Genomic DNA, 20,734 nt, shown 5'->3' with positions numbered 1-20,734 from the left:
GCCGGAGCGGTCCGGTGGGACTCCCCGCGCCCGCTAGAAGATGACGGTCTGGTTGCCGTGCACCAGGACCCGGTCCTCCAGGTGCCACCGCAGACCGCGCGCCAGCACCACCTTCTCGATGTCCCGGCCCTTGCGCACCATGTCCGGGATGGAGTCGGTGTGGTCGACCCGGATCACGTCCTGCTCGACGATCGGGCCCTGGTCCAGCTCGGCCGTCACGTAGTGGCAGGTCGCGCCGACCAGCTTCACGCCCCGGCCGCGCGCCTGGTGGTACGGCCGCGCGCCGACGAACGAGGGCAGGAAGCTGTGGTGGATGTTCAGCGCCCGCCCGGACCACGCCGCGCACAGCTCGGTCGGCAGGACCTGCATGAACCGGGCCAGCACCACGGCGTGCGGCTGGTGGACGTCCACGAGCTGCCGCAGTTGCGCGAACGCCGCCCCCTTGGCCTCCGGGTCGTTCGCCGGGAACGGCACGTGGTGGAACGGGATGCCGTGCGCGCGGGTGATGCCCGCGAGGTCGGTGTGGTTGCCGATCACCGCCGACACGTCCACGTCCAGCTCCCGCGACGCGACCCGCCCCAGCAGGTCGTAGAGGCAGTGGCCCTCCTTGGACACCAGCAGCACCACCCGCCGCCGCTCGCCGGTGTCGGTGATCCGCCAGTTGGTGTGCGCGCCCAGCTCCCGCGCCACCCGCCCGAACCGCTCGCGCAGCTCGTCCACGCCGAACGGCAGCGAGTCCGCGCGCACCTCCTGGCGGGTGAAGAACCAGTTGGTGGCCGGGTCGGTGTGGTAGGCCGCCTCCACGATCCAGCCGCCGTGCTCGGCCAGGAACGCGGAGACGCCGGCGACGATGCCGGTCCGGTCCGGGCACCCGAAGGTGATCACGTAGCGTCGTTCAGGCTGGGGCACGGTCGAAGTATCTACGGTCGCGGCAGCGCGTCCAGCAGCGACCTGTCCCCGGACACGATCGCGCCGCTCGGCCGGCCCCACGCCGCCCGGTACAGCGCGTCCGCGGTGCCCGCGACGGTGGTGTCGTGGTCGGTCGCCGCGCCGGTGGCCGGACCGGTCACCGGCGGTTCGCCGGCGGTGAGGCGGAGCTCCCAGGTGCGGCCCGCGTCGGCGGCGTGCCACAGCACCCGCCCGGACCGCTCGACCGGGCGTTCGCGGGCCGTCCGGGTCAGCACCGCGGTGAAGAACTCGTCCACGCCGTCGGCCGCGAACGGGGTGTCGAACAGCAGCGGCGGGACCTCGGGGCCGTGCACCGCGTGCTCGGCGTCGAGGCGGTGCACGGCCAGCTCGTGGGCCTGGCGGCGGCTCCAGAAGCCGGCGACCGGCGGACCCGAGGGCGTCCACGCGGGCGTGTCCGCGCTCGCGCCGGCCAGCACCCGGTTCACCGCCGTGAACCTGTCCTGCCACCAGGTCACCAGCTCCTCCCAGTCCTCGGGAGGCGACTCGGGTTCCGGCGGTCCGCCGTCCACCGGGCCGGTCAGCGCGCCCAGCACCAGCGAGCTCACCCCGGCGAGGTGTCGCACCAGCCCGGACACGTCCCAGGCGGGGCAGGTGGGCACCGGGGTCCCCGGTCCGGCCGTGATCACCGCGGTGCGCAGGGCCCGGTACTGGACCTGCGCCTGGTCGAGGAAGTCTTGGTGTTCCACCCGTTCGACCCTAGGGGGACGGGTGCGGTCCACGCGCCCCGAACGCGTGGACCGCACCCCCGGAGGGGTCGGCCGCCCCGACGCGGCCGACCGGTGTCAGCGGGGCGCGACGCCGAGGGTGTCGGCCACGCCCGTGGTGGTGGAGGTCGACTGGCGGACCGTGCCCCGGGGCAGCGAGCTGTCGTCGGCGGCCACCTCGCGCCAGCCGAGGTACGAGCCGTCGGCCGGGTCGATGACGAGCTCGGTGAAGTCGCCGTGGACCTCCAGGCCGAGCGCGGTGCCGGTGACCCCGTCGAGGTTGGCCCGGTCGTCGGTCACCTCCAGGTTCGGCGAGTGGGCCAGCGCCCGGTAGAGCAGGGCGCGGACGGCGGCCGGGTAGCGGCCGGTGCCGAGCGCACCGCGCACCGCGGTGAACGCGCCGACCTCGCCGTCCCCGCCGTCGGCCACCAGGCGGTCGTAGAGCGCCTTGGGGTCCTGCGGCAGGCCGGCCAGGAACTCCGGCGTGGGGTGGTTCCAGTCGGCCAGGGTGCAGCGGTCCGGTTCGGTGGCGGCGAAGTAGGCGAAGTTGCCGCACGGCGCGCGGAACTCGCCGTTGCGCTGCGCCGGGTTGGCGGGCGGGTCCCCGGCACCCTCGCGGCCGGCCACCCACGTGGCCGGGCCGTCGTCGGACTGCCGCTCCATCCACTCCCGGTGCGGGTCGGCGGGAATCCACCGCTCGTTGACCAGGCCGGCGCTCCACGCGCTGTTCTCGCCCAGCTCGACGGTGATGCCGCGCGCGCGGCTGCGGACGTAGCGGAACTGGTCCGGACCCACGGGCTGGTCGGACACCGAGGCGGCCAGGTCGGCGGCGCGGTTCAGGGTCGCGGCGGCGGCCCGCTCGCCACCGCCCAGGCCCTGCACGACGATCCCGCCGGCCGCGACCACCGCCACCACCGCGGCGGCGACCAGCGCGCGGCGCGGCTGCCAGGACCGCTTCCGGCCGGTCGGTGCCGCGCGGAGGTCGGCGGCCAGGCGGAGCCGGCCCTGGTCGAGCCGCGCCGCCGTCAGGTCCGGCTCGTCGGCGACGGCCCGGTCCAGCGCGCGGTCGAGCAACTGGTCGAGAGCGTTCTCACGCATCGTGGTCCCCCGAGTCGGTGAGGTGGTCGGCCAGGCGGGTGCGCAGGCGGGCGCGGGCCCGGTGCAGGCGGGTGCGGACGGTGGCGACCGGCACGTCCAGCGCGACGGCGATCTCGGCGGGTGCCAGGTCGGCCCACGCGGTGAGCAGCAGCACGTCCCGCTCCTCGCGGCGCAGGTCGGCCAGCCACCGGGTGAGCGGCCCGGCCAGGGCGTCCGCGTCGGCCGCCCCGCCGGCCCGCTCGCCGACGTCCGCCACGTCGGTGCGCGCCGCGTGCTCCCGGCTCCAGGCCCGGTACTTGCGGTCCTCGGACCGGACGTGCCGGCGCAGGAGGTTCGTGGCGACGCCGTACAGCCAGGCGCGCAGCGTGTCCTGCTCGACCACCTGCCCCGCCCGCCGCTCCCAGAGCACCAGGAACGCCTCGGACACCACGTCCTGCGCGGTGTCCGCACCGATCCGCCGGGCCACGTACCGGTGCAGCCGCGCCGCCGTCGACTCGTAGAGGGTCAACAGCGAACCCTCGTCCAGCGCCACCCGGTCCGGTGGCCTCGTCCGCGCCGTCGGCGCTACGTCGCTTCGCACACCGGTACCTGCCCCCGGCCCCCGCCGGCGTTCCCGATGTGTGGCCACGGGCACATCGTGCGCCGGGTCGGGCCGCGTTTCAGCGCGGGAGCCGGGCGCGGTGGGCTACGGCCGCACGGACTCCCACGGCACGGTCACCTCGCCGAGCCGCCACCGCTTCCGGTCGTCCAGCACCGGCCACCGCGCGGCCAGCAGCGAGACCGCCTCGACCCAGCGGGCGCGCGGCCCGAACGGCGCGAACGCCGAGGCGGTCGCCCAGCACGCGTCCAGCTCGGCCAGCAGGGCGTGCACCCGCTCGCCGGGCACGTTGCGGTGGATCAGCGCCTTGGGCAGGCGTTCGGCCAGGTCACCGGGCGTCTCCAGGTCGGCGGGCAGGCAGGACAGCGTGAACGTCCGGGGTTCCCCGGCGGTGAGCGCCACCCACGAGCACCGGCGGCCGATCTCGTCGCACGTCCCCTCGACCAGCACGCCGCCGGGCGCGAGCCGGCCGAGCATGGTGGTCCACGCCTCGGTCGCCTGCTCCTCGGTGTACTGGCGCAGCACGTTGAACGCGCGCAGCAGCACCGGCCGGCGGCCGGCCAGCTCGAACCCGCCGCGCCGGAACTCCAGCCGGGGCGGGTCGGCCGCGGCCTCGCCCGCCGCGACCCGGTCGGCGTCCAGCTCCAGGCCCAGCACGCGCAGCGCCGGGTTGAGCGGGCGCAGCCGCGCGGCCAGCTCGACGGTGGTGACCGGCGACGAGCCGTAGCCGAGGTCGACCACGAGCGGGTCGGCGGCGTGCGCGACGAGTCCGCCGTGCGCGTGCACCAGCCACCGGTCGACCCGGCGCAGGCGGTTCGGGTTGGTCGTGCCCCTGGTGGGCAGGCCGAGCGCGCGGGCCCGGCCCGCCGCTAGGCGCGGCGGGCGAGCCATTCGGTGGTGAACTCGGTTTCGTTCTCCAGCAGGACGGCCACCTGCTCGGCGATCAGGCCCTCCAGCTTGCCGCCCATCAGCGGGATGCCCACCTTGACCTGACCGGCGAGGGTGAGCTCGCTCCCGCCGCCGGCGGTGTCGACGAGGGTGAAGGTCCCGTCCAGCCGTCCCGGCACGCCGTTCAGGGTCACCTCGACGGTGCCCGCGCGGCCGGCCTCGGTCCACGACTCGGCCCGGTCGATCACCAGGTCGCCGCCGAGCACCCCGCGCGCCACCGGGGGCAGCCGGTCCGCCGGGACGCCCTGCTTGAGCTGGTACGACGTGGTGCCCTCGGTCGTGGTGAACGCCACCAGCGCGGCGTCCACCCCGCCCAGGGCGGCCAGGCGGTCGCGCAGGTGGCTTTCGTCCACCAGCGCTGCGTAGACCTCCGACGCGGGCCGGGGGAACGTCGTCAGGTGCTCGATGCGGCGTGCCATGCCGCGGAGGCTACCGTTGCCAGTCGTGACCACCCCGCTGTCCAGCACCCAGGTGCGCTCCCGCGTGCCGCTGGCCGAGCGCACCACGCTCCGGCTCGGTGGCCCGGCCGCGCGGTACGCCGACGCCACCACGTCCGCCGAGCTGGTCGACGCCGTGCGCGCGCTCGACGCGGCCGGCGACCCCGTGCTGCTGCTCGGCGGCGGCTCCAACCTGGTGATCGCCGACACCGGCTTCGCCGGCACGGTCGTGCGGGTCGGCACGCAGGGCCGCCGGCTCGACCCGCTCGGCGACGGCCTGGTGCAGCTCACCGTGGAGGCCGGCGAGGACTGGGACTCCGTCGTCGCCGAAGCCGTGTCGCAGGGCCTGGGCGGGCTGGAGTGCCTGTCCGGCATCCCCGGCCAGGTCGGTGCGACGCCGGTGCAGAACGTCGGCGCGTACGGCGTCGAGATCTCCCAGGTCCTCACCTCCGTGGACGTGCTGGACCGGCGCACCGGCCGGGTCAACCAGATGGCCACCGACGCGCTGGGCCTGGCCTACCGCACCAGCGTGCTCAAGGGCACCGACCACGCCGTGGTGCTGCGCGCCCGGTACGCGCTGACCTCCGGCGGCCAGTCCGCGCCGATCCGCTACGCCGAGCTGGCCCGCGTCCTCGGCGTCGGCCCGGGTGACCGGGTGCCCGCCGACGCGGCCCGCGAGGCGGTGCTGGAACTGCGGCGCGGCAAGGGGATGGTGCTCGACCCGGCCGACCACGACACGTGGAGCGCGGGCTCGTTCTTCACCAACCCGCTGCTGGACGACTCGACGCTGTCCGGCGTGCTGATCCGGATCGCCGAACGGCTCGGCCGGCACGTGGAGGTGCCCACCTACCCGGCCGGTCCCGGTCACCGGAAGCTGTCCGCCGCGTGGCTGATCGAACGGGCCGGCTTCACCCGAGGCCACTGCGGGCCCGGCGGGCGGGTCGCGTTGTCCGGCAAGCACACCCTGGCGCTGACCAACCGGGGCGGCGCGTCCACCGAGGACCTGCTGGACCTGGCGCGCGAGGTGCGCGACGGGGTGCGTTCGGCGTTCGGCGTCGAGCTGCGCCCGGAGCCCGTGCTGGTGGGTTGCGAGTTCTGACGAATCCGCCGTCCGAAGCGGACCGGCGCAAGTGGCCGACCGGCCGTTCGGGTGACTGCGTGTGACGAAACCTCACTCCTCGCGTTTCATTGAGGGAGAGGTGGTGGGAGGTCGTCATGGCAGGCGACGCGCGTGCGGCGATCAGGCCGATCAAGTGGTTGGTCGAGGACGACTTTCTGAGCCGGCCCGGGGTGGCCGGTGTCGACATCGGCCACAAGGCGGTCGGCGGTCGCTGCACGGGCGTACCGTCGATCGTGGTCTACGTGCGGCGCAAGGGGAACGCGGCGCAGTTCACCATCCCGCCGGAGGTGCTGGGCATCCCGACGGACGTGGTCGAGGACACGTTCTTCCCGCACCACACGCTCGCCTCGCCGGAGGGCGTGAGCGGCGCGGAGCGGCACGAGCTGCTGGTCGGCGGGATCGGGGTCGGGCCGAGCCGCGCGGTGCGGTTCGTGCCGCCGGACGTGGCGGAGGCGGACGACTACCTCGTCGCCGGGACGCTCGGCGCGCTGGTCACGCCGCGCGTCAAGCGCCGGACGATGGCGCTGACGTCGTTCCACATCGCGTGCGTGGACGACGCGTGGGCGGTCGGCGACCCGATGGTGCACCCGTCCCGCGTCGACGGCGGGCACCCGTACCGGGACCGGATCGGCGTGCTGGCGCGGGCCGCGCTGTCCGGGGCCGTGGACGCGGCGGCGATCCTGCTCACCACCCCGAGGTCGCGGGCCGAGGTGGCGGGGATCGGACTCGTTGCCGGGCAAGGGGAAGCGCGGGTCGGGCAGCACGTGCGCAAGCGCGGGCGGACCACCGCGCTGACCGGCGGCGTGGTGGCCTCCACGGACGCGTCGATCACCCTGGACTTCGGCGCGGGGCTGGGCGTGCGGACGTTGCGCGACCAGATCCGGGTCGAGGGGCCGTTCGCCGACCACGGCGATTCGGGGGCCGTGCTGCTGGACGACGAGAACCGGGTGGTCGGTCTGCACTGCGCCGGCAGCCGGCACCGCGGGTTCGCCAACCCCATCGCCGACGTCCTCGACCAGCTCGACGTGGACCTGCTGGTGGTGGAGCCGTGACCCCGGGGTGTCAGCCCCGGTGCACCCGGGTCGCCGACGCCTGCGCGCGGGGCTTGAGCACGATCTGGTCCAGGTTCACGTGCGAGGGTCGGGTCACCGCGAACGCGATGACGTCCGCCACGTCGTCGGCGGTGAGGGGCGTCACGTCCGCGTACACCGCCGCCGCCCGGTCGGCGTCGCCGTCGAACCGGTTCACCGAGAAGTCGGTCTCCACCATGCCCGGCAGGACCTCCGTCACCCGGACGGGTCGTCCCAGCAGTTCACCCCGCAGGGTGCGGTGCAGCGCCGACTGGGCGTGCTTGGCGGAGGTGTAGCCCGAGCCGTTGTCGTAGGCCTCGTACGCGGCCACGGACGTCACCGTCACCACGTGCCCGTCGCCGGACTCGATCAGCGCGGGCAGCAGGGCTTTGGTGACGCGCAACGTGCCCAGCACATTGGTCTCCCACATCCAGCGCCAGTCGTCCTCGTCGGCGGTGAGCACCGGGTCGAGGCCGCGCGCGCCGCCGGCGTTGTTCACCAGCACGCGCGCGTGCGGCACGGCGGCGGCGAACGCCTCGACGGACGACGCGGAGGTCACGTCGAGCTCGACGGCCGTGCCGCCCAGCTCATCCGCGATAGTCTGGAGCAGGCCGAGCCGGCGGGCCCCCAGCACGACGTGGAACCCCTCGGCGGCGAGCTTGCGGGCGGTGGCCTCACCGATACCCGCGCTGGCTCCGGTGACGACTGCGATAGGACGGGTCACAGGGGTGATCCTAGGTGTGTGATGCGGATCACTCGCACCGAAAGCCCCAGTGCGCGTCCTTCGTTCGGGAGGTCGAACAGTGCGCAAGCGAATCACAGCCCTGCTGCTCGGGGCGGTCGTCCTGGCCGGGTGCTCCGCCCAGGTCGAACCGGGTGCCCCCCAGGCGGAGGGCGGTGACCGCCCGCCGGTGGCGAAGTTCACCACCGCGCCGGCGGACGGCGCGGTGGACGTGCCGGTCAACCAGCCGGTGCGGGTGACCGTGGCGGAGGGCGCGCTCGACGAGGTCACGCTGACCAACGCCGAGGGCAAGGCCGTCGCGGGCGAGGTCGCCGAGGACAAGAAGACCTGGTCCAGCACCGAACCCCTGGGCTTCGGCAAGAGCTACGCCTACCAGGGCCGGGCCACCGGCACGGACGGCAGGAAGGTCGACCTCAAGGGCACCTTCACCACGCTGGCCGCCGGCAGCCGGGTGCGCGCCACGCTGTTCCCCGGCGACGACCAGACGGTCGGCGTCGCGGTCCCGATCATGGTCAAGTTCGACGCGGACGTGGCGGACCGGGCGAGCGCCGAGAAGGCGCTGACCGTGACCAACTCGGCGAACGTCAAGGGCAGTTGGGGCTGGCTGAGCTCGCGCGAGGTGCACTACCGCCCGGAGACCTACTGGCCGGCCAACACCACCGTGCACGTCGAGGCCAAGCTCTACGGCGTGCCCTACGGCGGCGGCGCGTTCGGCACGGCCGACGTGACCAGCGACTTCACCATCGGCCGCAACCAGGTCGTGAAGATCGACACCCCGTCGCACCAGCTCGTGGTGCAGCGCGACGGCCAGACCGTGGCGAGCTACCCGGCGTCGTTCGGGCGGGACGCGGACCCGGAGCTGACCACCCCGAACGGCACGTTCGTGGTGATGCAGAAAGACCCCGAGTTCAGCTTCGACAACCCGCGCTACGGCTACACCAACGTGCTGAAGAAGTGGGCCGTCCGGTTCTCCAACCACGGCGAGTTCATCCACGAGAACAACGACAACGCGGGCAACATCGGCAAGAACAACACCTCGCACGGCTGCGCGAACCTGCTGGAAGCCGACGCCAAGGCGTACTACGACAGCGCCATGGTGGGTGACCCGGTGGAGGTGACCGGGGCGATCACCACCCTTCCGGCCCAGTACGACTGGTACGACTGGCAGATCCCGTGGACGCAGTGGCGGACCATGTCGGCGCTCTGACCGCCGTGCGCCGCGATCCGGCCTCGTATCGGGAAGTGATGCACTCTTCCGGTTGTTGAGACTGGTCGTGCTGACTTCTCTCCTCGCCGACGAGGACGTCCGGCTGTCCGTCCGCGAGTCGGGCCCCGCGCACGGCCCGGCGGTGGTGCTGGTGCACGGCTGGGCCCAGTCCGGCGAGGTGTGGCCACCCGGCGAGTCCTTCCACGCCTACGCGCCGGACCTGCGCGGGCACGGCGGGTCGGACGTGCCGGAGACCGGCTACCGGGACTCCGCGACCTGGGCGGGCGACCTGCGGACCGTGCTGGACCACACCGGCCCGGCGGTCCTGGTCGGCTGCTCCTACGGCGGCCTGGTGATCACCGACTACCTGCGCCGGTACGGCACCTCGCGGGTGGACGGGGTGGTGCTGGTGGGCGCGATCACCGAGATCGGGCCGGACCGGCCCGGCGGCGTCACCGGCCGGGTGCTGCGCGAGGCCCTGCCCGACGCGCTGTCCGACGACCCGGAGGTGGCCGTGCCCGCGCTGCTGAAGTTCTGCACCGCCCAGGGCGGTGACGTGCAACGCCTGCTGGGCACCGCGCTGCGGGTGCCCGCGCGGGTGCGCCGCGACCTGTTCCGGCGGGACGTGGACAGCTCCGAGGTGCTGAAAGCCGTCGACAGGCCGACCCTGGTGGTGCACGGGACCGCCGACGAGGTGGTCGACCCGGCTGCGGCGGAGTACGCCGCGGCCACCGTTCCCGGAGCGGAGATGCGCTGGTACGAGGGCGTGGGACACCTGCCGTTCCGGGAACGCCCGGAGCGGTTCGCCGCCGACCTGGCCGGTTTCGTCGCGGCGGTCGCGCCGTGAAGCGGGTCGCGGTGCTGTCCGTGCACACCTCGCCGCTGGAGCAGCCCGGCACGGGCGACGCGGGCGGCATGAACGTCTACATCGTGCAGACCGCCACCCGGATGGCCCGGCGCGGCATCGAGGTGGAGATCTTCACCCGGGCCACGTCGTCCGAGCTGCCGCCGGTGGCCGAGCTCGCGCCCGGCGTCAAGGTGCGGCACGTGGTCGCCGGCCCGTTCGAGGGCCTCGGCAAGGAGGAGCTGCCCGGCCAGCTCTGCGCGTTCACCGCGGGCGTGCTGCGGGCCGAGGCGCGCCACGAACCGGGCCACTACGACGTGGTGCACTCGCACTACTGGCTGTCCGGCCAGGTCGGGTGGCTCGCCCGGGAGCGGTGGGGCGTGCCGCTGGTGCACACCGCGCACACGCTGGCGAAGGTGAAGAACGCCTACCTGGCGACGTCGGACACCCCCGAGCCCCGGATGCGGGTGATCGGCGAGGAGCAGGTGGTCGCCGAGGCGGACGCGCTGGTCGCCAACACCGACGTCGAGGCGCGTGAGCTGGTCGAGCTGTACGCGGCGGACCCGGCGAAGGTGCAGGTCGTGCCGCCGGGCGTGGACCTGGACCTGTTCGCGCCGGGTGACCGGGGCGCGGCGCGCTCGGCGCTGGGGCTGCGGCCGGACGACGTGGTGCTCACGTTCGTGGGCCGCATCCAGCCGTTGAAGGCCCCGGACGTGCTGCTGCACGCCGCCGCCGAGGTGCTGCGCCGCTCGCCCGGCCTGCGCGACCGGCTCGTGGTGCAGGTGGTCGGCGGGCCGTCCGGCACCGGGGTGAAGACCCCCGAGGAGCTCAAGCGGCTGGCCGGCGAGCTCGGCATCACCGACGTGGTGCGGTTCCTGCCGCCGCAGGGCGGCGCGGACCTGGCGCGGGTGTACCGGGCGGCCGACGTGGTCGCGGTGCCCAGCCACAACGAGTCGTTCGGCCTGGTCGCGCTGGAGGCGCAGGCGTGCGGGACGCCCGTGGTCGCGGCGGCGGTCGGCGGGCTGCCGGTGGCCGTGCGGGACGGGGTGTCCGGCGCGCTGGTCGACGGGCACGACCCGGTGGCGTGGGCGCGGGCCCTGGAGTCGGTGGCGCTGCACCCCGCGCGCCGGGAGGAGCTGGCCGCGAACGCGGTCGGGCACGCCCGCCGGTTCTCCTGGGACCGGACGACTGATTCGCTGCTGGCGGGGTACGGACGTGCCCGGGACGTGTTTTGCGAGGAGGTCTTCGCTTGAGCCTGGACGAGGTCATCGGGTCCGCTTTGGACGAACGCGAGCTGGTGTACACCCACGAGGAACCGGGGAAGTTCTTCGTCACCCTGCCGGGGACGAAGAAGCTCCAGACCAACTGCTGGCTGGTGGTCGGCCGGCACGCCGTCGTGGTGGAGGCGTTCGTGTGCCGCAAGCCGGACGAGGCGCACGAGGCGGTGTACCGGTTCCTGTTGCGGCGCAACGCGAAGCTCTACGGCGTGCACTACACGATCGACACCGAGGGCGACATCTACCTGGTGGGGCGCATCCCGCCGCACGCGGTGACGGCCGACGAGCTGGACCGGGTGCTCGGGCAGGTGGTGGAAGCCGCCGACGGCGACTTCAACACGTTGCTGGAGATCGGTTTCAAGGGTGCGATCCAGCGCGAGTGGGACTGGCGGGTGTCCCGCGGCGAATCGCTCGCGAACCTGGCGGCGTTCCGCCACCTGGTGTCCGAATCGTGATCGTCCCCGCGCAACTGCCGCCCTCCCGCGTTCCGTCTCCCGTCTGATCGACCTGCCTCCGGCAGGTCGGCGGGGCCTCCCGACGCGGCCCCGCGGGCGTGGGACCACGGGAGGGGAACATGGGCGGACGTGCGGTAGTCGCGGTGGCTCTGGCGCTGGTGGCGCTGGCGGGGTGCTCGGCGGGCCAGGAGAACGCCGGTTCGCAGGCCGCGGCACCGGCCGAACGGCTGGACGCCCCGCAGCAGGCGGGCACGCCGGGACAGTCGCCGGGCAGGCAGGAGAACGCCGCCGCCGAGCCGACCGCGCAGAACCGGCACCTGGTGCGCACCGGGTCGATGGAGCTGACCGCCCAGGACGTGGCGGGCACGCTGACCAGCGCGAAGGACGCCGCGATCGCCCAGGGCGGGTTCACCGGCGCGGAGAACCTCACCGACCGGCGGGCCACCGCGACCCTGCGGGTGCCGGGCGACCGGCTGGACGCGGTGATGAAGGCGATCGGCGAGCTGCCCGACGTCGTGGTCGGCGAGCGGACCGTGCGCACCGAGGACGTGACGGACCAGGTCGTGGACGTCGAGGCGCGCCTGGCGAACCAGCGGGCGAGCGTGGAGCGGGTGCGCGGGCTGCTGGACCGGGCGGGCAGCACGTCGGAGATCACCCAGATCGAGGCCGAGCTGACCAAGCGGCAGGGCGAGCTGGAATCGCTCCAGCGGCGCTACGACTCGTTGCGGGGACAGGTCTCGCTGTCGACCTTGACCCTGTCGGTGACCCGGCCCGCCGCGCCCGCCCCGGGCGCGGCGCAGGCGGAGGACCAGAACTTCCTGACCGCGCTCGGTGCCGGCTGGGGCGCGCTGACGACGGCCGTCTCGTGGTTGCTCGTCGTCATCGGGGGCGTCCTGCCGTTCGCGGTGGTGCTCGCGACGCCGCTGCTCGCCTACCTCGTCTGGCGTCGTCGCCGCAAGAGCGCGGTGACGCCCTGACACCCGGATGAGCCGTATTACCTGAGGAAAACTCTACTCGGAGTAGGCCTAGTGGGGGAGCGCGGGGCGGCTTGGGAGAGAGGGGGAGTCGCGAGCTCAAGCCGCCCCACGTCAGTCCCCGCTACTGGTGGATCCGGGCGGGGGGAGCCCGGGAATCCCAGCGGGCCGCGGTTCGACGGGGGGATGGCAAACCGCGGTGGTGCCTGGCGGGTCGTTGGAGTGCGTGGGAGCCGACCCGTTCGGCCCTGTCAACTTGGCAGATCGCCGTCGATCACCACAAGGGCTGGCGCTGCTCCATTCGAGTGCTATTGGCCGAGTGAAGTAACGCTGTCGTGATCTTCGTCGTGCCTTGACCCGCACTGTGTCGTGGCTCACGATGGCGGGACTGTCGTTACCAGCGAGTAGTGAGGCTGCCGCATGGTCTTCCGCAGTCCGTTCCCCGATGTCGAGCTCCCGGACGTGACGCTGCACGAGCTGCTGTTCGCCGACCTCGGCGAGCGCGCGGACCGCGTGGCCCTGGTCGACGGCTCCACGGGCGCGTCCCTCACCTACCGCCGACTGGCCGAGGCGGTCGACCGCCTGGCCGCCGCCCTGGCCGAGCGGGGCATCGGCAAGGGCGACGTCGTCGGCATCCTCTGCCCCAACACCCCGCACTACGCCGTCGTCTTCCACGGCATCCTGCGCGCCGGCGCGATCGCGACCACGGTCAACGCCCTCTACACCGCCGACGAGGTGGCGCGGCAACTCGTCGACGCGGGCGCGAAGATGCTGTTCACGGTGTCCGCGCTGCTGCCCCACGCCGCACCGGGCGCGGCCGGGGCGGGTGTCACCGACGTGGTCGTGCTGGACGGGGCCGAGGGGTACCCGGACCTGGCCGGACTGCTGGCCGGCACCGGACCGGTGCCCCGGGTGGCGGTGGACCCGGCCGAGGACGTGGCCGTGCTGCCCTACTCCTCGGGGACCACCGGGCGCGCCAAGGGCGTGCTGCTGACGCACCGGAACCTGGTCGCGAACATCGTGCAGTGCGGGCCGTTGCTGAACGTCGGCGCGGGCTCCCGCATCCTGGCCGTGCTCCCGTTCTTCCACATCTACGGGATGCAGGTGCTGATGAACAACGGCCTGCACGTCGGCGCGACGGTCGTGACGATGGCGAGGTTCGACCTGGCCGAGTTCCTCCGGGTGATCCAGGACCACCGCACGGACCGGGTCTACATCGCGCCGCCGCTCGCCGTCGCGCTGGCCAAGCACCCGCTGGTCGACCAGTACGACCTGTCCGCCGTCGACACCGTCTTCTCCGGTGCCGCGCCGCTCGACGTCGACCTGGCGGCGGCCGTCGCGACACGCCTGGGCTGCCGCGTGTCCCAGGGCTACGGGATGACCGAGATGAGCCCGGTCAGCCACGCGATCCCGGACGGGCGCGACGACATCTCCGTCGGCACGGTGGGCGTCATCGCCCCCAACATGGAGTGCCGCGTCACCGACCCGGCCACCGGCGAGGACGTCGGCGTCGGCGAGCGCGGCGAACTGTGGTGCCGAGGCCCGAACGTGATGAAGGGCTACCTGAACGACCCCGACGCCACGGCCGCGACCCTGGACGAGGACGGGTGGCTGCACACCGGCGACGTGGCGGTGATCGACGGGCGCGGTCTGGTCAGCATCGTGGACCGGGTCAAGGAGCTGATCAAGTACAAGGGCTACCAGGTGCCGCCGGCGGAACTGGAGGCGTTGTTGCTGACGCACCGGGACATCGCGGATGCGGCGGTGGTCGGCGTGCGCGACGACGAGGGCGAGGAGGTGCCCAAGGCGTTCGTCGTGGTCCAGCCCGGCGCGTCCCTGGACGCGGCCGGCGTGATGGCGTTCGTGGCGGACCACGTCGCGCCGCACAAGAAGGTGCGGGTCGTGGAGTTCATCGACGCCATTCCGAAGTCGGCGTCGGGGAAGATCCTGCGCAAGGACCTGCGGGCGCGCGAAAGCGTCTAAAAAGCCCATTCAATTCCGGGAAATATTAATGGTGATACCGCCTCATCCGTATTCGGTAATTTTCCGTTGGATCGCGACCGCAGGTCAGGTCCACGATGGCGGCAAGACCGTCCCTTGGCCCAATCGGGACGAGCCTGTTCGAACGCCGTGGTGGTCGATCCGATAGGGTCGACCACCACGACGACCAGGGGGAAAGGGCGGGCAATGGGCAATTCTGTGCGGGTCGAGGGGGTTGGCCACCGCTATGGTGGTGTGGTCGCGTTAGAAGATTTAAGTGTTGACTTCCCGATAGGCGTGACGGCGGTGCTGGGGCCCAACGGGGCAGGCAAAAGCACGTTGTTGGGACTGTTGTCCACCGGTTTGCGGATTCAATCCGGAACGGTCGTGGCCTGGGGCGTGGACAGCGTTCGGGACCGCACGGCGTACCGCTGCGCACTGGGTTTCCTGCCGCAGACGTTCACCCTGCCCGGGAACCTGACCGTCGCCGAGCTGCTGACCCTCGCCGCGTGGCAGCGGCTGGTGCCCCGGCGGGAGCGGGCCTCGGCGGTCGCCGAGGCGTTGGCCGCGGTCGACCTCACCGGGCGCAAGGACACCAAGGTGGCCAAGCTCTCCGGGGGGATGCACCGCCGGGTCGGCATCGCGCAGGCGATCGTCAACCGGCCGGACGTCGTGCTGCTGGACGAACCGACCGCCGGGCTCGACCCCCGGCAGCGCCGGGGTCTGCGCGACCTCGTCCGGGCCGTCGCCGACCAGCGGACCGTCGTGCTCAGCACCCACCTCACCGAGGACGTGGCGGCGATGGCCGACCGGGTCGCGGTCCTGGACGAGGGCCGAATCCGGTTCACGGGCACGGTCGACGAGTTCACCGGGGGCACCGGGGCCGGCGCGGCGCACATCGACGAGGCGTACGACTCCCTGGTGGGGGACGAACGGTGAGCCCGCTGCTGATCGCGCTGCGGCGGGGCAGCGCACCGGTCGCCGTGCCGGTGATGGTGGCGCTGGGGTTGTTCGCGGGCAGCCGGGGCGGGGAATCGGTGGACTGGGGGTGGACCTCGGGGCAGCTCCAGCAGCACGGGGTGCTCCTGGTGCCGCTCACCGCGGCGATCGCGGCGTGGGACACCTCGCGCTGGCGGCGGACGAGTTCGGCGCTGCCGGCCCGCACGTTCCCCCGGTCGCCGGCCACCTGGGCGATGATCAACTGCATCCCCGCGCTGCTGGCCGGCTTCGCCGGGTGGGGTGCCGCGTTCGCGCTCATGGCCGCCGGCACGCGGGGCAGCGGCGGGCCCTACTGGTCGGTCGTGCTGCTCGGACCGCTCACCTTCGTGGCCGGGACCCTCGTCGGTGCCGTCGCCGGCCGCCTGCTGCCGCGCCACCTCGCCGCACCGCTGGTGGCCGTGCTCGTGTGGTTGAGCCTGGCCTTCGGTTCCTCCAGCACCGACCCGGTGCTCGCCCGGCTGAGCGCGGTCGACCGCGCGTGCTGCGACGTCACCACCCAGCCGCTGGCCGAGACCGTGACGGGCCAGTGGCTGTGGATCGCCGCGCTGGTCCTGTCCGCCGCCGCTGTGCTGGCGTGGCCCAGCGTGATCCGCAGCGCGCCCCTCGGCGTGCTCGGGGCGACGGCGGCGGTGTTCGGCGTGTCGCTGATCGTGGGTACCGGCGGACAGCTCACGGTGCCCCGCACCCCGACCGCCGAGGCGTGCGGGACCCGGGACGGCGTGACCGTGTGCATGTGGCCGGAGCACGGCAGCGACGTGACGACCTGGCTCGACGCCGTCGGCACCTACCGCGCGCTGTTCGCCGACCTCGGGGCGTCGCCGGCGCTGTACCTGGAATCGGGGCTGCGGCCGGGGGCCGACGTGGCGCGCGTCGGCGCGGTGCGGCCCGGGATGGGCAAGGACGACCTGGTCCTCACGCTGGCCCGGCAGCACATGCCGTCCCCGCCCGAGTGCGCCCGGACCGAAACCGGCTCCGGCCCGTTCCCGGCCGCCACCTCCCGGGTCCTGGTGGACGCTTGGCTGACCCACCGCGTACGTCCCGACACGCCGCCGGCCGCGCTGGTGCCCGTGGACCGGGCGGCGCAGTTCACCCGGCTCGTGGAGAGCCCGGTCGAGCGGCAGCGGCAGTGGTACGCGGACGTCGTGGCCGCGCACCGCGACTGCGTGACGCCCGCGCCGGCGGTGTCATGACCGTCGCGTGGCTGTGGCTGCGGGCCCACCGCTGGCCGGTGCTGCTGGGCACGTGCGCCGGTGTCGCCGCCGTGGCGGCGACCGTCGGCGGGGAGCACGTGCCGGTGCCCTCGTTCGGCGATGTCCGCCGGCTGGACGTGCCGCTGACCCAGTTGCTGCCGCTGGTCCTCGCCGGGGCCGTCGGCCTGCACAGCCGGACGCCGACGACCCTGTTCCTGGTCGCACCGCGCCGGGCCGGGCCGCTGCGGGCGGCGCTGGTCGGGTGCCTGGTCGGCACCGCCTCGCTGACCAGCCTGGTGTTCGCCCAGCCCGTGACGGCGTTGCGCAACACCCTGGGACTGGTCGGCCTGGCGCTGGTCACGGCCGTGGTGGCCGGTGCCACCCGCAGTTGGACCTTGCCGCTGGTCCACCTCGTCGCGTGCCTGCTGTTCGGCACCCGCCTGAGTGCGACGGCGCAGGGCGGGAGGGGGGAGTGGTGGTGGGCCTTCCCCCTCGCGGACGCCGACGACCGCTCGGCGTTCGCGCTCGCCGTCGCGTGCTGCGCGGTGGGGGTGGTGGCGTTCGTGGCCCGGGGTCCGCGCCCTGAGATCGTGGCCGACTAGCCGCACCCCGTGCGCGGTTTCCGGGCGGCGGTGTGCGGTCTCCCGGCCGGTGAGCGGTGCTGCGCGGTCCACTCAGGCCACACGTGGACGTGGTGCGAGGCGCAGAACTGCGGCCTGCCGTCACACGGAAGTGTTGACCCGGGCGGTTCGGCTCGCGGGCGGGTCGGCGGGCCGCCAGCATCGTCGGTTGTTCGGAAAGACCCCCCATTGGTTCGGAGTTCACATGCGCACGCTCGGCAAGCTCGTCTTCGCGACCGCCGCCGCCCTCGTCATCACCGCCCCGGTCGCCAACGCGTCCCCGCTGGACGCGGTGACCGGCCCGGTGACGTCCAGCGGCCCGCTCGGCCTGGTCACGAACACCGCCCTCCCGCTGCTCGGCCTCGGCGTCGCCGGCGTCTGATCGCGACCGGGCAAGGCTCCCGGCTCCCCGGCCGGGGGCCTTCCCCGCGCCCGCCCGCCGCGTCCGCGCAGGTCCGGCGCGTACGCGTGGAACGCGCATCTGGCAGGCTTGGCGCATGGCTGTCGGAACCCTCGTGTTGCTCCGCCACGGCGAGAGCGTCTGGAACGCGGAGAACCTGTTCACCGGCTGGGTGGACGTACCCCTGTCGGAGAAGGGCGTGCGGGAGGCGACGCGCGGCGGTGTGCTGCTGCGCGAGGCGAACCTGTTGCCCGAGGTGGTGCACACGTCGTTGATGCGGCGCGCCATCACCACCGCCAACCTGGCGCTGGACGCGGCCGACCGCCACTGGATCCCGGTGCACCGCGACTGGCGGCTCAACGAGCGGCACTACGGTGCGTTGCAGGGCAAGAACAAGAAGCAGACGCTGGAGGAGTTCGGCGAGGAGCAGTTCATGCTCTGGCGTCGCTCCTACGACACCCCGCCGCCGCCGATCGAGCCCGGCACCGAGTTCAGCCAGGACACCGACCCGCGCTACGCGGACCTCGGCCCGGACCTGCCGCTGACCGAGTGCCTGCTGGACGTCGTGAAGCGGATGATCCCGTACTGGGAGACCGCGATCGTGCCGGACCTCCGCGCCGGCCGGACGGTCCTGGTGGCCGCGCACGGCAACTCGCTGCGCGCGCTGGTGAAGCACCTCGACGACGTGTCGGACGAGGCCATCGCGGGCCTGAACATCCCGACCGGCATCCCGCTGCGCTACGACCTCGACGAGGCGCTCAAGCCGCTCAACCCGGGCGGCACCTACCTCGACCCGGACGCGGCGGCGAACGCGATCAAGGCCGTGGCGAACCAGGGCCGCTAGCGGCCGGTCGGATCGAGTCGCTAGCGGCCGGTCGGATCGAGTCGCTAGCGGCCGGTCGGATTGAGTCGCTAGCAGCCGGTCCCACCGTTTCGACGAAGGCCGGCAGGTCGGGCACCGAGTCCCGGTCTGCCGGCCTGCCGGCCGTTCCGCACCACGCGGTGCCGCGCTCCCGGAACGTCGTCAGTCCGTCACCTGGGCGTGGAGCCGGCGACCGGTCGGGAGCGCCGGTCCGAACAGGACCGACCCGATTGGACACGATTGGGTGAACTGGAATCGTCCTGCGGGAAAACATCGCCGCCGGACGGTGTCGCCGGTGTCACGAACCAGGCGTGCGGGCTAGGCCGCACCCACCCTGACCTGCTTACGATGCGTCCGTGACCGCAACGGGTTACCTCGTCCTGTCGATCGGCGTTCTGCTGATCGGCGGCGCGGCCTTCTTCGCCGGGCGGGCCACCGCGCGCCCGCGCAACGAACGGCCCGCCGGCCTCACCGTCGCCGACCTGATGGGGATGGTCGTCCAGTCCTCCCACGACGGCATCGTCGTCCTGAACGTGTTCGGGGACGTGGTGCTGCACAACCCGCGCGCCGAGGACCTCGGCGTCGTGCGCAACAACCGGGTCGACGACCGCGCCCGGCGCGCCGCCGAACTCGCCCGGGAGACCGGCGAGGTGGTGAACGTCGACCTGTCCACGCCCGAGGTCAAGGGCCGCCAGCCGGAAGCGGTGCACGCCCAGGTCAAGGTGATCACCGACGGCTTCGTCGTGGTGGACGCCTCGGACGAGTCCGAGGCGGTCCGCCTGGAGGCCACCCGGCGCGACTTCGTGGCCAACGTCAGCCACGAGCTCAAGACGCCGGTGGGCGCGCTCGCGCTGCTCGCCGAGGCCGTCCTGGACGCGGCGGAGGACCAGGTGGAGGTCCGCCGGTTCAGCGCCAAGATCATGCAGGAGGCCACCCGCCTGGGCACCCTGGTCACCGAGCTGATCGCGCTGTCCCGCCTCCAGGGCGCGGAGAAGCTGCCCGAGCTCAACCGGGTGGGCGTCGACGTGGTGGTCGACGAGGCGATGGGCCGCTCGAAGCTCGCCGCCGAGTCCGCCGGCATCGGGATCGCCACCGACGACCCCAGCGGGCTGGAGGTCGAGGGCGACCGGACCCTGCTGGTCACCGCGCTGAGCAACCTGCTCGACAACGCGGTCGCCTACTCCCCGCCGGGCAGCCCGGTGTCGGTGAGCAGGCGGCTGGTCGCGGGCTTCGTGGAGATCGCGGTCACCGACCGAGGCATCGGCATCGCCGAGGACCAGCAGGCCCGCGTGTTCGAGCGGTTCTACCGGGTCGACAAGGCCCGCTCCCGGGCCACCGGCGGCACCGGCCTCGGGCTCGCGATCGTCAAGCACGTCGCCGCCAACCACGGCGGCGAGGTCAAGCTGTGGAGCCTCCCGGGCACCGGCTCCACGTTCACGCTGCGCATCCCGGCCCACCCGGACCGGGACGAGCGCGTGGTCGACCTGCCCAGACCTGAACTCGCCGTTCCCGTGCCGACCGGCGCGGGCAGACTCGGAGGAGAGCTGTGACCAGGGTGCTCATCGTGGAGGACGAGGAGTCCTTCGCCGATCCGCTCGCCTTCCTGCTGCGCAAGGAGGGCTTCACCGCGGCGCTCGCGGCCACCGGCCAGGAGGCGCTGGAGGAGTTCGACCGCAACGGTGCGGACATCGTGCTGCTCGACCTGATGCTGCCCGGCATGAGCGGCACCGACGTGTGCAAGCAGCTCCGCGCCCGCTCGGCCGTGCCCGTGATCATGGTCACTGCCCGGGACAGCGAGATCGACAAGGTCGTGGGCCTCGAACTGGGTGCCGACGACTACGTCACCAAGCCCTACTCGGCCCGCGAGCTGATCGCCCGCATCCGCGCCGTGCTGCGCCGTGGCGGCGAGTCCGAGGAGCTGTTGCCGCAGGTACTGGAGGCGGGGCCGGTCCGGATGGACGTCGAGCGGCACGTGGTCACGGTCGACGGCCGCGAGGTCAGCCTGCCGCTGAAGGAGTTCGACCTCCTGGAGTACCTGCTCCGCAACGTCGGTCGCGTGCTCACCCGGGGCCAGTTGATCGACCGGGTGTGGGGCGCGGACTACGTCGGCGACACCAAAACCCTGGACGTGCACGTCAAGCGGCTGCGGTCGAAGATCGAGCCCGACCCGTCGGCCCCCCGGCACCTGGTGACCGTGCGCGGACTGGGCTACAAGTTCGAGTCCTGACCCCGCCGACCGG

At 73.4% G+C, this 20,734-nt stretch carries 22 protein-coding genes; 15 read left to right on the top strand and 7 right to left on the bottom strand.

The window, feature by feature from the left end; translation table 11 throughout:
- Window positions 1-33: 33 nt before the first annotated feature.
- The 6 genes from purU to AB0G01_RS08350 form a co-directional block, all read right to left on the bottom strand.
- Window positions 34-909 carry a formyltetrahydrofolate deformylase gene (purU, locus tag AB0G01_RS08375; protein ID WP_360941042.1) on the bottom strand — a complete coding sequence of 292 codons (876 nt, stop codon included), beginning with the start codon at window positions 907-909 and terminating at the stop codon, window positions 34-36.
- Between the two features lie 11 nt (window positions 910-920).
- A complete protein-coding gene (locus AB0G01_RS08370) occupies window positions 921-1,655 on the bottom strand; it encodes a maleylpyruvate isomerase N-terminal domain-containing protein (protein WP_360941040.1) in 735 nt (244 codons plus the stop codon).
- A gap of 96 nt (window positions 1,656-1,751) precedes the next feature.
- Window positions 1,752-2,771 carry a CU044_5270 family protein gene (locus tag AB0G01_RS08365; RefSeq protein WP_360941038.1) on the bottom strand — a complete coding sequence of 340 codons (1,020 nt, stop codon included), beginning with the start codon at window positions 2,769-2,771 and terminating at the stop codon, window positions 1,752-1,754.
- Entirely contained in the window at window positions 2,764-3,351 is a 588-nt protein-coding gene (locus AB0G01_RS08360) for an RNA polymerase sigma factor (RefSeq protein WP_360941036.1), read from the bottom strand. Before AB0G01_RS08360 ends, AB0G01_RS08365 begins: the two co-directional genes overlap by 8 nt.
- A 105-nt stretch (window positions 3,352-3,456) precedes the next feature.
- Window positions 3,457-4,260, bottom strand: a complete 804-nt coding sequence (locus AB0G01_RS08355) for a class I SAM-dependent methyltransferase (RefSeq protein ID WP_360941034.1) — start codon at window positions 4,258-4,260, stop codon at window positions 3,457-3,459.
- Window positions 4,239-4,736, bottom strand: coding sequence for a DUF2505 domain-containing protein (locus AB0G01_RS08350; protein WP_360941032.1), 498 nt, complete (start codon window positions 4,734-4,736; stop codon window positions 4,239-4,241). Before AB0G01_RS08350 ends, AB0G01_RS08355 begins: the two co-directional genes overlap by 22 nt.
- Here AB0G01_RS08350 and AB0G01_RS08345 point away from each other — a divergent pair.
- Window positions 4,723-5,853, top strand: a complete 1,131-nt coding sequence (locus tag AB0G01_RS08345) for a UDP-N-acetylmuramate dehydrogenase (protein ID WP_360941030.1) — start codon at window positions 4,723-4,725, stop codon at window positions 5,851-5,853. The two genes, AB0G01_RS08350 and AB0G01_RS08345, sit on opposite strands and share 14 nt — an antisense overlap.
- 116 nt (window positions 5,854-5,969) lie before the next feature.
- A complete protein-coding gene (locus tag AB0G01_RS08340; protein WP_360941028.1) occupies window positions 5,970-6,926 on the top strand; it encodes a hypothetical protein in 957 nt (318 codons plus the stop codon).
- Window positions 6,927-6,936: 10 nt separating this feature from the next.
- Here AB0G01_RS08340 and AB0G01_RS08335 read toward each other — a convergent pair whose 3' ends face one another.
- On the bottom strand, window positions 6,937-7,668 hold the full coding sequence (locus AB0G01_RS08335) for an SDR family NAD(P)-dependent oxidoreductase (RefSeq protein ID WP_360941026.1): 732 nt from the start codon (window positions 7,666-7,668) through the stop codon (window positions 6,937-6,939).
- A 79-nt stretch (window positions 7,669-7,747) separates the two neighbouring features.
- On the opposite strand from AB0G01_RS08335, the gene AB0G01_RS08330 reads away from it, so the two are divergent.
- The 13 genes from AB0G01_RS08330 (at window position 7,748) to AB0G01_RS08270 (ending at window position 20,721) form a co-directional block, all read left to right on the top strand.
- Window positions 7,748-8,893 carry an Ig-like domain-containing protein gene (locus tag AB0G01_RS08330; protein WP_360941024.1) on the top strand — a complete coding sequence of 382 codons (1,146 nt, stop codon included), beginning with the start codon at window positions 7,748-7,750 and terminating at the stop codon, window positions 8,891-8,893.
- Between the two features lie 67 nt (window positions 8,894-8,960).
- Window positions 8,961-9,740, top strand: a complete 780-nt coding sequence (locus AB0G01_RS08325; protein WP_360941022.1) for an alpha/beta hydrolase — start codon at window positions 8,961-8,963, stop codon at window positions 9,738-9,740.
- Complete coding sequence (gene mshA / locus AB0G01_RS08320) at window positions 9,737-10,990, top strand: D-inositol-3-phosphate glycosyltransferase (RefSeq protein WP_360941020.1); 1,254 nt, start codon at window positions 9,737-9,739, stop codon at window positions 10,988-10,990. The genes AB0G01_RS08325 and mshA overlap by 4 nt, the downstream gene beginning before the upstream one ends.
- Window positions 10,987-11,469 carry a YbjN domain-containing protein gene (locus AB0G01_RS08315; RefSeq protein WP_360941018.1) on the top strand — a complete coding sequence of 161 codons (483 nt, stop codon included), beginning with the start codon at window positions 10,987-10,989 and terminating at the stop codon, window positions 11,467-11,469. The genes mshA and AB0G01_RS08315 overlap by 4 nt, the downstream gene beginning before the upstream one ends.
- Before the next feature lie 119 nt (window positions 11,470-11,588).
- A complete protein-coding gene (locus AB0G01_RS08310) occupies window positions 11,589-12,446 on the top strand; it encodes a DUF4349 domain-containing protein (RefSeq protein WP_360941016.1) in 858 nt (285 codons plus the stop codon).
- 417 nt (window positions 12,447-12,863) lie between these two features.
- On the top strand, window positions 12,864-14,426 hold the full coding sequence (locus AB0G01_RS08305) for an AMP-binding protein (protein WP_360941014.1): 1,563 nt from the start codon (window positions 12,864-12,866) through the stop codon (window positions 14,424-14,426).
- A 204-nt stretch (window positions 14,427-14,630) separates the two neighbouring features.
- Entirely contained in the window at window positions 14,631-15,362 is a 732-nt protein-coding gene (locus AB0G01_RS08300) for an ATP-binding cassette domain-containing protein (RefSeq protein WP_360941012.1), read from the top strand.
- Complete coding sequence (locus AB0G01_RS08295) at window positions 15,359-16,612, top strand: hypothetical protein (protein WP_360941010.1); 1,254 nt, start codon at window positions 15,359-15,361, stop codon at window positions 16,610-16,612. The genes AB0G01_RS08300 and AB0G01_RS08295 overlap by 4 nt, the downstream gene beginning before the upstream one ends.
- Complete coding sequence (locus tag AB0G01_RS08290) at window positions 16,609-17,214, top strand: hypothetical protein (protein ID WP_360941008.1); 606 nt, start codon at window positions 16,609-16,611, stop codon at window positions 17,212-17,214. Before AB0G01_RS08295 ends, AB0G01_RS08290 begins: the two co-directional genes overlap by 4 nt.
- 223 nt (window positions 17,215-17,437) lie before the next feature.
- Window positions 17,438-17,614 carry a hypothetical protein gene (locus tag AB0G01_RS08285; RefSeq protein ID WP_360941006.1) on the top strand — a complete coding sequence of 59 codons (177 nt, stop codon included), beginning with the start codon at window positions 17,438-17,440 and terminating at the stop codon, window positions 17,612-17,614.
- A 115-nt stretch (window positions 17,615-17,729) separates the two neighbouring features.
- Window positions 17,730-18,476, top strand: a complete 747-nt coding sequence (locus AB0G01_RS08280) for a phosphoglyceromutase (RefSeq protein WP_360941004.1) — start codon at window positions 17,730-17,732, stop codon at window positions 18,474-18,476.
- Between the two features lie 416 nt (window positions 18,477-18,892).
- Window positions 18,893-20,044: an ATP-binding protein gene (locus AB0G01_RS08275; RefSeq protein ID WP_360941295.1), complete on the top strand. Its 1,152-nt coding sequence runs from the start codon at window positions 18,893-18,895 to the stop codon at window positions 20,042-20,044.
- Window positions 20,041-20,721, top strand: a complete 681-nt coding sequence (locus AB0G01_RS08270) for a response regulator transcription factor (RefSeq protein WP_360941002.1) — start codon at window positions 20,041-20,043, stop codon at window positions 20,719-20,721. The genes AB0G01_RS08275 and AB0G01_RS08270 overlap by 4 nt, the downstream gene beginning before the upstream one ends.
- Window positions 20,722-20,734 lie beyond the last annotated feature (13 nt).

The sequence above is a fragment of the Actinosynnema sp. NPDC023587 genome, from assembly GCF_040640215.1.
Lineage (GTDB): Bacteria > Actinomycetota > Actinomycetes > Mycobacteriales > Pseudonocardiaceae > Actinosynnema.
Note: the sequence above shows the minus strand (reverse complement) of the source record. Positions and strands in the feature narration are given on the sequence as shown.